Below are 14,024 nucleotides of genomic sequence, written 5' to 3'. Positions count from 1 at the left end.
CTCAGTCCAACGTTTCTTCTAATTCTTCTTCTTGTAATTTTCTAGGCTGAAAATTGGCAGCCATATGTGCTAATGCGGAAATATGCTCAGGAGTAGTTCCACAGCATCCACCTAGGATATTTAGCATTCCTTCTTTCAAAAAGTCTCTGACTTGGTCAGCCATTTCATTGGCTCCTTGATCGTATTGACCAAATTCATTCGGTAAACCTGCATTTGGATATGCACTCACAAAGAAAGGGGCCTTGTTTGCCAGCACTTTCAAATACGGCCTCAACTCTTTCGCACCCAGTGCACAATTTAAACCTACTGAAAGTAAAGGCACATGTGAAATTGAGATCAAAAATGCTTCTGTAGTCTGACCAGAAAGTGTTCTTCCGGATGCATCAGTGATTGTTCCAGAAATCATGATTGGGATTCCGCCTTCTTTTGGATCCAAAGGAATATTCCGCTCTTCGTAAACATCCTGGATGGCATACAGCGCTGCTTTCGCATTCAAGGTATCAAAAATCGTCTCCACCAAAATGATATCTGCTCCACCAGCTAGCAATCCTCTCACCTGCTCAGCATATGCTTCCGCTAGCTGATCAAAGGTGATCGCTCGATAGCCTGGATCATTTACGTCCGGGGAAAGGGAAGCCGTTCTATTGGTAGGTCCAATGGCACCAGCTACAAATCGAGGTTTAGTAGGGTTCTGAGCTGTGAATTCGTCTGCTACCTCACGGGCTAGCTTTGCTGATTCAAAATTGATCGTATACGCTAAATGCGAAAGGTCATAATCAGCCTGAGCAATTGTAGTAGCAGAAAAAGTATTCGTCTCTATAATATCAGCTCCAGCCTTGAAATATTCAGCATGAATATTTTTGATAATCTGAGGTTTGCTCAGAGATAGCAAGTCATTATTTCCCTTCAAAGATTTGGGATGATCTGCTAATTCAGGCGTTCTAAAATCTTCCTCAGTCAAGGTGTATCGTTGAATCATGGTACCCATGGCTCCATCGAGTATTAAAATACGCTGCGAAAGTTGCTGAAGTAGGGATTCCGTTCTGTTTTGCATACTATTTTTTTGTTGTTCAAAAAGCTTGTCGAGCAAAACACGGAGAGAAGTACAAAGTACTAGTCCGCTCATCTGTTCCCGATAAATCGGAATGGGAGTTAGCACCTTGGCTACAGGTTGCTAAGACGTCGTTGGGCCCTTCCCTCAGTCTTTCTCGATAAGCAGCCCAAAGTTAATATCATTTTGATAATATAACAGGAGTTTCGCTTAAAAGGCTTCACTAAAAAAGGATTTGTATTGAAGTAAAAATAAAATTAAGGCCTAACTCCTATTCCGAAACTCAAATAAGGTCCAGCCATATAACTTGACATACTTAGGTTGCCCAGCCTATAATTTGCCAGAGGAATTTCATATCCTGCAGCTGCAGTGAATACAAGTTTATACAGTTTACGCTTAGTCATCGGGATTCCATAATCCACAAAGACCTCTGGCTTCATCATCAAGCCACTATTTTTCAAATAACCATCAAATTTACGCTGCTCAAATAATTCAGGAAAATCAGGTTTATCTACTTTCAAAAGTGAATATCGAATATTGCCAAATCCTAAGCCGGCGAGTGCTCCCACCCCAAAATTTCTGTATTTGATCAGATTATATCCCATATTGCCGTAGACTCTAAGGCTATTCAATGAATGATTTTTTGCTTCATTTGCAGCTCCACTCAAAGCAAGATTATAGAGTTCTGCACCATATAGTATACGTTCAGTATTTCCCAAAATTCTCAAGCCCCAATTGGATGGCGCTCCATCCAAAGAATTTAACCCTGCTTCTTCCAGCTTAGCATTGAATTCTTTGGCGTTGCTGAAGTGAACTCCTCGAATTAGTGAAATGCTAATGCTGGCATCTTTATAAAAGAAATTTCCATCTGGCAGTGAAATGCCTGCTCCTACTCTGAGGAAAGCTCCATTTTGGGTATTGTCAAATGAAATACCATTCATGTTCCATTTACCCTGCAAAGGACTAAATGAATACCCCATTTTGGTGATCAGCTGCAAGGCCTCCTTCCTCCCAGGAAGGTCGAAATCATAGCTTAATTGAAAGCCAATCTCTGTTAGAAAATTCCCGTAATTAAAAGTCCCTTTATGAATATCTTTTTTCCGTAATACAAATCCCTGTTCAGGATTTGCTAAAAATGAATCAAGATTTTTTGAGGGCTGAGAGGGTAACATTTGAAAATTAAGGAAACCTACACCCAAGGACATGTAATGAATCAATTGAAAACGGGACTCTTCTGTAAATGCATAGCCAACATTCAACAACGCTCTGGAAGTCCTGTAATTCATCCTATAATCATCCAACTTGCTAACTCCTCCTCTATTATGAAGGAGATCCATACCTAGCACAAAGTCATTTATCCTAGTCTGATAGCCTACCCCAATAGTTTGGTATCTATTTCTAAGTCCTGACAATCCTCTGTCTTGAAGTAGTTTATCAAATTGATTGAGTTTGCCTCCAGAGGTTCCAAGAAGTGCATAGAAAGTCGGCCTTTTTGTAACTAGTTGTTGCGCGGATGAAGTTGCAACGATAATAAAGAAGAAAAAAAGGAAAATATATCTATGAAAAAGGGGCATTGATTAGTCGGTTTGAAATAAGCTGGTAAAAACCCACAGCTTATAGGCAAAATTAATGCTAAACCGATTTCAACTGAGATCTTTTGAAATAAGATGTTCAGTTATTTTTCCATATAAGACTTCAGGTGTGAAGGGCTTTTCTATAAAATCATTTATACTTAATTCCAGCATTTCTGATTTTATTTCTTGGCGAGATGCCGCAGAAAGCACCAAAATCGGTACTTGATTTTTACCTGAATCCAGGTCTTCCCGAATAAATTTTGCTACTGAAAGCCCACCAAGAATGGGCATCTGCAAATCTAAAAGTATGAGATCAAAATTAGTTTTATGAAACTCTTCAATGGCCTCTTGTCCATCTGAGGCCATCACAAGCTTGCCAATATGCCAATTTTTGAGAAATTTCTTAATCAGGATCTGATTGATCAGATTGTCTTCAGCAACTAGAATCGATACATTTTTTAAAGATTTTTCTTTGTAATCCTGTTGTTCAGTTTGATCCTTACTTTTTATTTCCACGCTTTTAAATTTCAATGTAAACTCAAAGGCACTCCCTTGATTCAGAGAAGTTGATACATTTATTTCAGAGCCATGAAGTTCAACTAATCTTTTTACAATAGCTAATCCGAGTCCTGTACCGCCAAATTTACGGGTTGTATCGGATGAAGCTTGTGTGAAAGCCTCAAAAATAGACTCTACCTTATCTTCTGGAATCCCAATTCCCGTATCCTCAATACTAAATTTAATTTCACAGAATTTACGGGTAGCTTTAACCACTTGCAGAACAGTTCTCACCTGTCCGATATCTGTAAATTTGACAGCGTTGGAAAGCAAATTATTAATAATCTGACTTATTCTTACGGAATCTCCAATTAACAATTCTGGAATTTCACCATCAATATCAGTCCTGATTTTCAACCCTTTTTCCTTGGCTTGAAAGGAGTATGAATGAACTATCCGATTGACTAAAACACGTAAATCGAATTGAGATTGCTCCAAATTAATTTTCCCAGCATCAATTTTACTGAAATCCAGTAAGTCATTGATAAGGCTCATCAGATTCTCTGCCGAGAATTTAAGCGTCTTTAAGTTCTCCAATTGATCTTCTCTGGGGTTTTCCTCCATAAGCAGATGAGTCAATCCTATCACCGCATTCATAGGTGTTCTGATCTCATGACTCATCATCGATAGAAACTGAGATTTTACAAGAGAATCCTTTTCTGCTCTTTCTTTAGCTTGAAACAAATCCTTTTGCGCCTGTTTTAATTCAGTAATATCTCTGGCAATTCCTGTATAAAATGGCTTTTTATCTTCGTGTTCATGAACCATCCTGCCATTTGAGCTAAACACCCTAAACGTCCCATTTTTATGTTTGATGCGGAATTCTAGGTGTTGATTTTCATCTAAAAAATCACCGATCTCTACACCAAAAGATTGGAAAACATCTAAATCTTCAGGATTCAAATAGTTTAAAAAACTAGTACCAATCACCTCATCGGCCTCATATCCAAGAAATTGCTTAACATTTGGTGAGATATAATAGAACTCAAGGGTGTCAGAAAGCGAGAAAATAATCTCTGTGGATTCTTCAACAAGTGTTCTATACTTTTCCTCAGACTGTTGCAACTCCTCTCTGGTCCGAGCTAATAGTTCTCCTGCCTTAGACTGAAACTTCAATGGATGACCTCTTACGATTAAAAATTTCTCAGAATAGCTAGATGGAAGATTTGAAAATGACCACTCATAATTAATGGAACTCAGCTCTTTAGGCCTTACCTTTTTAAGAAAGGTATTCTTAGGAACTAGGCCCGTTTTAAAAAAGTCCTCCAAAGACGTTACTAATTTTTTATCAGTTATGCTACTCCTCCAATCAAAAGGTATTTCTTGAAAGTGCTCTTTAAAAAATTTATTGAAGAAAATTATTTCCTCAGATTCTATGACAAACAACGGGGCATTTATCTCATTAAAAACATCTGAAATATCAAACTGATTGAATTGTCTCATAGGTTTAGCAACCTCAGGATTTTGGTTTTTTCAACAATTAAAATAAAGGCTCCTCGAATCATTAACTAAAAACAGCATCTAAAATATATGTATTTATCTTAAGAAATCATCTTCTTAATTTGACGATCTGACTTTGAATGTGTGTGAAAAACATTTTTCCTATGATCTAAAGAGAAACCTTTTGTTCTTGAAATTCGTGATCAAATGTGTACTTATTTTAACTAAAATACTAACTAACAACAATGATTGTAACTACCACCAACTCACTAGACGGACACAGTGTGGAGCAATATCTGGGAATAGTTTCAGGAGAAACTATAATTGGAGCTAACGTTTTCAAGGACTTTTTTGCAAGTATTACCGACATCGTAGGCGGTAGATCTTCTGCCTATGAGCGAGTTTTAAGAGAAGCTAAAGCGACTGCCATGGCAGAAATGGAAATGCAAGCTAGAGCTTTTGGGGCCAATGCAATTCTTGGAATAGACTTGGACTATGAAACTATTCGTGACGGAATGCTGATGGTCACCGCAAGTGGCACGGCAGTAAAAGTTGTAAAAAAGTAGAAGAATTAGTCCTGAGAAATCAGGACTTTTTTATTTGAAGTAATACTTTTTCGGCAGTGGTTTTTTTACAAAAATAGTCACCCACAATTACGTTAGGAGCTGTTTTGCACATATCCATACATTTGGTTTTGATGAATTTACAACTTCCTTTAAAAGGAGCTTCATCTGTAAGACTTTTGAGGTCCTTGTTAAGTTTTTTGGCGCCCGCTTTTTTACAATCGGAACCATTACACACGAAAATTAATTTTCTGAAATGTTTCATTTTTATCCTCCTGAAATAACCTGCATCATCAATCCACAAAGATACGCCCCATAAGTACCGGCAGCATACCCTAGAACAGCTAAGAGCACGCCAACTGGGGCAAGAGAAGCGTCAAATGCCGCTGCTACTATGGGCGCAGAAGCTGCACCTCCTACATTTGCTTGAGATCCAACCGCTACATAGAAGAATGGCGCTTTGATAATAAAAGCTACAATGAGCATAATGATGATATGGAAAATCATCCAAACGATACCTACTACAAATAAAAGCGGATTATCTAAGACTGCTCCCAAATCCATTTGCATACCGATGGTAGCAACCAGCACGTAGAGCAGAACACTTCCCATGCGTGACGCGCCCGCTCCCTCCAATTTCCTTGCCTTCGTAAATGAAAGCAACAGCCCGGCCGTGGTTGCAATTACTACAATCCAGAAGAAAGCTGAATCCAAGGAATACTGTTTCAGACTCGGGTAATTCTCTCCAATGTATGGGGCAACAAAGTCTGCGATCAAATGTGCCAATCCAGTCACTCCAAAGCCAACACCAAGAATAATCATGGTATCAGACAGCGTCGGAATCCTCATTATTCCCTTTCTGAATTCTTCAATTTTATCCCTTAGCTCATAGATTTTAGTACTATCCGCTTTGAATAGCTTATCAATCTTTTCAGGCTTTGCTGCCCAATAAAGTAAGAAAGCCATCCAGAGATTTGCTACCAAGACATCCACGGCAATCATCTGACTGAACAGTTCTGGACTAGGACCAAATACTTCCAACATCGCCGTCTGATTAGCACCGCCGCCAATCCAGGAACCAGCAATAGTAGATAAACCCCTCCATACCTCTTCCGGACCACTGCCACCCAATAACTCAGGGAAAAGAAAGCCAACGGTCATCAACGCTAGTGGCCCGCCTAGCATAATTCCTACCGTTCCAGCCAGAAACATAGTCAACGCTTTTGGGCCAAGTTTCAAAATACCCTTGATATCAATGCTAATCGTAAACAAAACCAAAGATGCTGGTAGCAAATACCTACTGGCGACCTTATATAAGCCAGAGCTCTCACCAGAAATCAACCCAAAAGAATTAGCCAACGCTGGAATAAAATAACAAAGTAAGACCGTCGGAACTATACTGTAGAACTTCCTCCAAAGAGGTCTTTCACTAGCTGAGGTAGCAAAAATCACTGCTAAAATTGCCATAAGCAATCCAAAAACTACAGCATCATTTGTAAATAAAGGGGTATTTTCTTCCATTTCATCAAGGATAATCGACTGCAACAATACCAACATTTGAGTAAAAAGACCAGAATTCTACTTCTTTCCATTTTCTAGAATCTGCAGAAACTCATTTAAAATCATCGCCGTCGCACCCCAAACCATCTCCTGATCTACTTCAAAATAAGGTGTATCCAACTGGAAATTATTACTAAACTCTAAGATTTTTTGTTTGCGGATTTCAGGTTCATAAAGTACACTGACGGCCGTTTGAATAATCCTATCCACTTCCTTTTTCTCAGGAACAAAATCAGGCACTTCTTCAGCATATCCTATTATTGGGCTTACCAAGAAATTACTGGTCGGAATAAACAATTCACTCATCCTGCCTATCAGCTTGACTTGCTCTGGCCGAATATTGACTTCTTCCCAAGCTTCGCGAAGCGCAGTCTCCACTTCATCAGCATCTTCATCTTCCATTTTGCCTCCTGGAAAGGCAATCTGTCCACTATGAACTCCCTGGTAGACAGGCCTTTTGATCAGTGGAAAAAAAGCTTTATCCTCATTAGGATAAAGCAGTATCAAAACAGATCCCTTGCGATGATTATCAGGCAGTTTTGGATCAAACCTCCTCAAATCAACAGGGTTTGGAGACATAGAAAGCTGCGCTTTTTTGCCAGGCAGAGGATGTTTCATTCCATTTACCAACAAATCTAAAACGCTCCTAAAGTCCATTTTTAACTTAAGTCTATCTGTTTAATTTTCTTATTGATGTAAGAATGTGACTCATAAGTCTGCGAAACCTTGGCAAATTGAAATTGCCGCAACTTATGACTTTCTACATTGATGATCCATGCCATGGGTCTGTATCCTGCTTCTTCCTGAAAATACCCAAACACTAAAAATTCCTCTGCATTTAGCCACATACCATCCTCAAACATCCCGGAAGGCCCCATAAAAAGTAAGCGTTCTTTCATCCCATCTTCTCTGTACCAAACTACCTCCGAATCAGGATTGAGGAATGGCTCACCCACAGCTTCCTGAGCTTCAACCTTGTAGCTATAAATATCTATCGTACCATTGCCTGTTGGATGAGGAATCTGATACGGGAAAAGTGGATCTCCTTTGAGAATTGGATTTCGCTCTGGCATTTCCATTGGATCTATAGAATCAGTCATCATCAATTCAAACTGAGAGGCGTCAAATTCACCTAGGTCACTGCTCCAGTGAGTATACCAATTTTTATTTTGAGCAAGTGCTACATCGATAAGCGCCCTGTTGCGACTTATTTCTTCCTCAGCAGCAGTGCTATTTTCAATACCCTCATTGATTTGTTTTTCATTGCTCTCGCAAGCCATCAGTGATAAAAAAGCAATGCTTAATATGGCAAAATAAGTAAGTGTAAATTTCGGACTCCTCATGGAAGATTTAATTCAGAAGGTTAAGCTAAGTCAGGACGACTAAAAATCAAAAAAGGTTGGAACATTGTTCCAACCTTTTCCTGCTCTCAAACCTATTAAACCTATTGTAGATATTCGTTTTTTGAATACCTGCGAAAATTAGAAAATGTTTTCATATCCACCAAACAATCGATTGCGAAAGATTTTCAAAATTTTATTTTCCGAAAGATTTTATATTCTAAACCCTTAAAAATCAATGAAATTATATCTTAGCTGATCGATAAAAATTTTCTAATTATTTTTTTGCTTTTACTCTCAGTCTGAACAGTCCATATCTATGAACTCGAACCTGCCACAGCAAGTCGCTAATAAAATTTACGTTGGGTTTATCACCTACATGGAGTTATTCAATACCTACACCCGACTCGCACCGCAATATTTCAGTGAAAAAGCTTGGCATGCCACCCATCTGAATAACAAACAAAGACTTCGACTATACAAAGACCTACTTTTCCCATTAGCTCATGACTGTACTGAATTATTGGAAGAATTAGCAGCTGATGCTGAGAGCTGGATGAAAATAAAATCCACTTATCAAAAACTTATCACAGAACGACTGGATAAGGAAATCGCAGAAACTTTTTTTAATTCTGTGATTAGAAAAAGCTTCCCGAAAATGACCATCGATGAAGATTTGATGTTTGTCATGGAAGGGTATGACTCCTGCGAAGTAAGAGAGTCTGAAGAACTTTTGAGAACCTATCCTTCCTTCTTAGGTTTGGAGAAAAATATCCGCCAAATATTGGATGATTACGATTTCGGAGCTCCCTTTATGGATAAAGAGCAGGATATCAAATTTTTAATTAGCAGTGTAAAGAATGTCATTTTAACAAGATACCGAGTAGGTCCAGATACCAAAACTCAAATTTTGAGGTCGGTTTTTTACAGGAATAAAGCAGCTTATCTTATAGGCAGGACCTTTCTTGGTCATAAATGGATGCCTTTTATTATCCCGGTTGTACACGGAAAAAAAGGAGTATTTGTGGATACTTTGATTTTTGATCCCAACTTGATGAGTAGCATGTTCAGCTTTACTCGTTCCTACTTTATGGTAGAAGCTGAAATCCCCTCTCAGGTAGTCAGCTTTCTCAACTCTGTCATACCACACAAAAAAATCCATGAACTCTACAATGCCATTGGATTCAATAAACATGGTAAGACTTTATTTTACCGGGACTTCCTTCATCACATAGATGCTAGCGAAGATCAGTTTGAAATAGCTGCAGGAATCAAAGGAATGGTGATGACGGTATTCACTTTACCCTCTCTCAATATAGTTTTCAAAATGATAAAGGATCACTTTGAACCACCGAAAACTATGACTAGACAAGAGGTGAAGGGTAAATATAAATTGGTTTCCCTCCATGACCGTGTGGGTAGAATGGCTGATACGCATGAATTTGAATACTTCAAAATTCCGATCGGAAGAATCAGCAAGGAGTTAATGATTGAGCTCCGAAAAACCACTAACTCACTTTTAAAAATTACCGAAACTCATTTAATTATCAAACACTTATATACAGAAAGAAGAATGGAGCCTTTAAATCTGTTCCTGGAGCATTGCAACACAGAAGAAGGGTTGAAAGCAGTAGAAGATTATGGGAGATCTATCCTACAGTTGGCACAGGCAAATATTTTTCCAGGCGATATGATGACCAAGAATTTTGGGCTGACGCGTCAAAAGCGGGTGATTTTTTACGATTACGATGAGATCGAGTTTCTGACCGATATGAATTTCCGAGTCAAGCCAAAAGCCGAAACTTATGAGCAAATTTATGCTTCAGAACCTTGGTATTCCATTGCCAAAAACGATGTATTCCCAGAGGATTTCCAAAGATGGATGATAGGTAGAAAGGATCTCAAGGAACACTTTCTAACCTATCATAAGGATCTTTTCGACCCTTTGTATTGGCAGGAAATCCAGCAAAGAATCACAGGCGGTGAATTAATTCATGCTTTCCCCTACCCGGACGAAATCCGCTTCCGACCTGAGGAAATGATTTAAGATCTGAAGTTTATTTCTTTGCTATCTGCGCAACAGTTATTTTTGCATTCTGGGTTTTACCCATAATCACCCACTGAATGAATTCTGAACCACAAGTAAAAACTTCAACACCTCAAATTAAAACCGCGAAAACCATACTACTGAATACCTCCGATGATGATGATAGACCGGTCTATTTATCTGGAAATTTCAATAATTGGACTACTCAGGATCGGCGTTTTCTGATGAAGAAAATCTCCAAAGGAAAGTATGAGTTCACATTTCCTGAAGGGCCAGAATTCGAGAAAGAGTTAATCTATAAATTCACAAAAGGCGACTGGTCTGAAGTAGAAATAGATCGCTATGGCAACCGTACACCAAACAGGGTTTGGAATAACGATAAAGCAACTAAAACAGAAAAAGTAGCAAAATGGCGTAAAAACTGGCTCCCTTATCGACCAAGCCAACTTCCAATTATTCGATTGATTTCTGAGGAATTTGAAATCCCTCAGCTCAACAAAACCCGAAAAGTATGGGCGCTTTTACCTCATGATTACAATACCAGCGAGGAAAACTACCCGGTGCTTTACCTTCATGATGCTCAAAACCTTTTCAATGAAAATGCTGAATTTGGAAACTGGCAGATAGATAAAAAGCTGGCTGTGATGTCCGATTATAACATTGGCAAGATCATCATCATCGCTGTGGAGCATGGGGAATCTGAGCGACTGCAGGAATATAATGTAGGCAAAACGGTGCTGGGAATCGGAAGCGGGAAGAAATACATTCGGTTTATAACAGATACTTTAAAGCCATTTGTAGATAAAACCTACAGAACCAAACCTGAGCGGGAATTCACCGGAATTGGAGGAAGCTCCATGGGCGGTTTGGTCAGTATATTTTCAGGCCTGATCTATCCAGAAGTATTTGGCAAGTTGATGGTTTTTTCTCCTTCCCTCTGGGTTATCCCAAAAATCAAGCTGGGCTTTATTGACTTCTTTGAACCTCAGGAAACCAGACTATACCTCTATGCAGGTGGAGATGAAAGTGAAACCATGGTCAAGCATGTTACCAAATTCCGAAAACGCTTACTCAAACGGGAAAGCTTAAAAGGCAAAATGAAAGTCCATCTTAGCATCAATGAAGACGGAAAACACAACGAGACTTATTGGAGTGATGAGTTCCCAAAAGCCATAGAATGGCTCTTTTTCAGCACTAAAGAAGATTAAAAGCGAAAGCGCCACCTTATGAAATTCAATATTCAGTCAAACTCTAGGAATAATTCAGGACTTTTAATCATCCCTGTGGTGGGTTCTAACTGGTCAGAACTACTCAAGGAAAAACTAGGGGGTAAGTCAGTAAATCCCTCGATTTTCTCTGGGAAAAAGGATTCTTCCTATCAATTAGAAATCGGTGGTAGGTTAGTTTTATTGATAGGCTTGGGAGAAAAAACAGATGTCTCAAGCATTGAAAAGTCATTTCGAAGAGTTCTTTCCAAAAATAAAGATCTGGTAGAAAAATCCGTTTCTATCGATTTTTCTGCCGAATTCTCAACCGAATTAATTGAAAGTGCATTGGTTGGTTTTCAACTTGGAGCTTATAACATTGGTTTTTTCAAGCAAAAGAAAGAAGATCAAAAAGATTTCGCAGAGCTAGAAGTCTCAGTGATTTCCCAAGAGTCGGGATTAGAGAAAACACTTGATCGAGCAGCCAAAATTGCGGCAGCCAAAATCGAAGGATTCAAATTGGTTGACTTGCCTCCGAATGTAATCACACCAGCCTATTTGGCAGATTGGGCCAAAAAATCAGGAGAAGAATATGGTTTTGAGGTTAAGATTTTTGATCAGAAAAAGGCAAAAGAAGAAGGTTTGGATGCGTTTTTGGCAGTAGCACGTGGTAGCGCAAAAGCTCCAAAATTCATCATTATGGAGTACAGAAGCCCTAATGCAAAATCCCATTTGGGATTGGTTGGCAAGGGAGTTACGTTCGACACTGGAGGCTTGAATATCAAAACCCAAGGGATGGTTTATATGAAATCTGACATGGGAGGAGCTGCCGCAGTTTTGGCAGCTACGCAGCTTATCGCTTCACTCAAGCTTCCAATTAATCTCACGGCCATCGTTCCAGCGGTAGAAAATTCGGTTGACAAAGATGCCTATCTACCTTCAGAAGTCATCGGTTCTCACGCTGGATTGAGCATAGAAGTGATCGATACGGATGCGGAAGGTCGCTTGATCTTGGCCGATGGCTTGTCTTATTTGGTGAAAAATTATCAAGTAGATCAGCTTATTGATTTGGCAACTTTGACAGGAAGTAGCGTGGGAACTTTCGGCTACGAATGTGGCGCTCTTTTTTCCAATTCAGATACAATTTCAGATTTACTTCGAGAAGCTGGAATGCAGTCTGGTGAGAAAGTATGGCCTCTTCCTATGTGGGAAAGCTATAGATCCGAAATGGACTCAGAGATAGCAGACATCAAAAACTATCACGGGAAACCTATCGCTGGAGCAATCACAGCGGCTAAATTTTTAGAAGCTTTTATCCACGAGCATCCATACTGGGCGCATTTAGACATTGCAGGCGTGGCATTCGGGGACAGTGAATTTGCAAAGACCAAATCAGGAACTGCTTTTGGAGTCCAATTATTACTTAAATTCATCGAAAATCAATTGTAATTATGGGTGATCAAGGCAAGACTTTTCTATGCATTTCTAATTTTTTCAAAGGGAATGCATTTCTAACACAACTCAAGAAGCAAGGCAATCGGGTATTTTTGATCACTTCCGAAAAGCTGAAAGACAAGCCTTGGGCATTTGAGTACATCGATGAGATTTTCTATATGCCTGGTCAGGATTTAGACTGGGACCTAGAACTACTGATGAAAGGTGTGGGAGGTTTGATGAAAAATCATAAAATCGAAAGCATCGTCGCCCTTGATGATTACGATGTAGAAAAGGCAACTTTTCTACGTGAAAGCCTGAGAATCCCAGGGATGGGTCAGACTACAGGCCGTTTCTTTCGCGACAAACTTGCCATGCGGATCAAAGCACATGACTCAGATATAAAAGTCCCGGCATTTGCACCACTTTTCAATGACGATGATATCAATCAGTTTGCGGATCATATCCCTGCTCCATGGGTACTAAAACCAAGATCTGAAGCATCCGCTCATGGCATCATCAAGGTTCATGACAAGGAATCTCTTTGGGAAAACATTCATCAATTAGGAGATAATAGACTCTATTACCTAGTGGAGCATTTCAAACCCGGGGACGTATATCATGCAGATGGATTGATGCTGGATGGGAGAAATCTTTTCTGCTCTGTATCCAAGTATTTGTCCACTCCAATGGAAATCTCCCAAGGAGGAGGGATTTTCCGTTCGGCAAATCTCAAGTTTGGCTCAACTGATGAAAAGGCAATCAAAAAAGCAAATACAGCGGTCATGAAGGCATTTGGAATGAAGTCTGGAGCTACTCATACAGAATTCATCAAGTCTCATGAAGATGGGGAAATTTACTTTTTGGAAACTTCATCCCGTGTCGGCGGAGCGCATTTGGCTGAAATGGTGGAAGCGGCAACAGGGATTAATCTCTGGGCAGAATGGGCGAAAATTGAAGATGCCTTGGCTAAAGGATATAAATACCAGCTTCCAAAAGTGTCTAAAAACTACGCTGGAATTTTGCTTACCCTATCCAAATTCCAGCATCCAGATTTGAGCAGTTTTGACGATCCGGAGGTTTACTTTAGAGTCCCACTGGAATACCATGCAGGTTTGATTGTAAAGTCAAAAAATCAGGATCGGGTGATGCAGCTTTTGGATGATTATGCTGAGCGAATTGCTCGAGAGTTCTCTACGGTAGCAGATGCGCCAGAGCTTAAGAAGTTTCATTAGCAAAGTCAATTGTTAGA

Annotated in this window: 12 protein-coding genes and 1 riboswitch; of the genes, 5 read left to right on the top strand and 7 right to left on the bottom strand. The window is 39.5% G+C overall.

Annotation, left to right across the window (positions count from 1 at the left end):
- Nucleotide 1: 1 nt before the first annotated feature.
- The 3 genes from LV83_RS18730 to LV83_RS18720 all read right to left on the bottom strand — a co-directional run bounded on the left by LV83_RS18730 (nt 2) and on the right by LV83_RS18720 (nt 4,626).
- A complete protein-coding gene (locus LV83_RS18730; protein ID WP_111613097.1) occupies nt 2–1,054 on the bottom strand; it encodes a homocysteine S-methyltransferase family protein in 1,053 nt (350 codons plus the stop codon).
- A 65-nt stretch (nt 1,055–1,119) separates the two neighbouring features.
- A riboswitch (SAM riboswitch) is annotated at nt 1,120–1,218 on the bottom strand.
- Between the two features lie 90 nt (nt 1,219–1,308).
- The gene (locus tag LV83_RS18725; RefSeq protein ID WP_245947100.1) at nt 1,309–2,625 is read right to left on the bottom strand and encodes a hypothetical protein; all 1,317 of its coding nucleotides are present in this window, start codon (nt 2,623–2,625) and stop codon (nt 1,309–1,311) included.
- A gap of 69 nt (nt 2,626–2,694) precedes the next feature.
- Nucleotides 2,695–4,626: a PAS domain-containing hybrid sensor histidine kinase/response regulator gene (locus tag LV83_RS18720; RefSeq protein WP_111613096.1), complete on the bottom strand. Its 1,932-nt coding sequence runs from the start codon at nt 4,624–4,626 to the stop codon at nt 2,695–2,697.
- A gap of 242 nt (nt 4,627–4,868) precedes the next feature.
- Here LV83_RS18720 and LV83_RS18715 point away from each other — a divergent pair, with 242 nt between their 5' ends.
- Nucleotides 4,869–5,189: a YbjQ family protein gene (locus LV83_RS18715; RefSeq protein ID WP_111613095.1), complete on the top strand. Its 321-nt coding sequence runs from the start codon at nt 4,869–4,871 to the stop codon at nt 5,187–5,189.
- A gap of 19 nt (nt 5,190–5,208) precedes the next feature.
- Here LV83_RS18715 and LV83_RS18710 read toward each other — a convergent pair whose 3' ends face one another.
- The 4 genes from LV83_RS18710 to LV83_RS18695 are packed head-to-tail and all read right to left on the bottom strand — an operon-like array spanning nt 5,209 to nt 8,089.
- A complete protein-coding gene (locus LV83_RS18710; RefSeq protein ID WP_111613094.1) occupies nt 5,209–5,451 on the bottom strand; it encodes a (2Fe-2S) ferredoxin domain-containing protein in 243 nt (80 codons plus the stop codon).
- Nucleotides 5,452–5,453: 2 nt separating this feature from the next.
- Nucleotides 5,454–6,707, bottom strand: a complete 1,254-nt coding sequence (locus LV83_RS18705) for a DUF819 family protein (protein WP_111613138.1) — start codon at nt 6,705–6,707, stop codon at nt 5,454–5,456.
- Nucleotides 6,708–6,764: 57 nt separating this feature from the next.
- Nucleotides 6,765–7,364: an NUDIX hydrolase gene (locus LV83_RS18700; RefSeq protein ID WP_245947099.1), complete on the bottom strand. Its 600-nt coding sequence runs from the start codon at nt 7,362–7,364 to the stop codon at nt 6,765–6,767.
- A 41-nt stretch (nt 7,365–7,405) separates the two neighbouring features.
- A complete protein-coding gene (locus LV83_RS18695) occupies nt 7,406–8,089 on the bottom strand; it encodes a hypothetical protein (protein WP_146613760.1) in 684 nt (227 codons plus the stop codon).
- 316 nt (nt 8,090–8,405) lie between these two features.
- Between LV83_RS18695 and aceK the strand changes: the two genes are divergently transcribed.
- The 4 genes from aceK to LV83_RS18675 all read left to right on the top strand — a co-directional run bounded on the left by aceK (nt 8,406) and on the right by LV83_RS18675 (nt 14,007).
- Complete coding sequence (gene aceK / locus LV83_RS18690; protein WP_111613091.1) at nt 8,406–10,133, top strand: bifunctional isocitrate dehydrogenase kinase/phosphatase; 1,728 nt, start codon at nt 8,406–8,408, stop codon at nt 10,131–10,133.
- 77 nt (nt 10,134–10,210) lie between these two features.
- Complete coding sequence (locus tag LV83_RS18685) at nt 10,211–11,341, top strand: alpha/beta hydrolase (protein ID WP_111613090.1); 1,131 nt, start codon at nt 10,211–10,213, stop codon at nt 11,339–11,341.
- A gap of 18 nt (nt 11,342–11,359) precedes the next feature.
- The gene (locus tag LV83_RS18680) at nt 11,360–12,787 is read left to right on the top strand and encodes a leucyl aminopeptidase family protein (RefSeq protein ID WP_111613089.1); all 1,428 of its coding nucleotides are present in this window, start codon (nt 11,360–11,362) and stop codon (nt 12,785–12,787) included.
- Nucleotides 12,788–12,789: 2 nt separating this feature from the next.
- Nucleotides 12,790–14,007, top strand: coding sequence for an ATP-grasp domain-containing protein (locus tag LV83_RS18675; protein WP_111613088.1), 1,218 nt, complete (start codon nt 12,790–12,792; stop codon nt 14,005–14,007).
- The last annotated feature ends 17 nt before the right edge of the window (nt 14,008–14,024 follow it).

Origin of the sequence: Algoriphagus yeomjeoni (assembly GCF_003259505.1) — a bacterium.
GTDB lineage: Bacteria > Bacteroidota > Bacteroidia > Cytophagales > Cyclobacteriaceae > Algoriphagus > Algoriphagus yeomjeoni.
The sequence above is the reverse complement of the archived record's forward strand: the minus strand, read 5'-3'. Positions and strand labels throughout refer to the sequence as shown.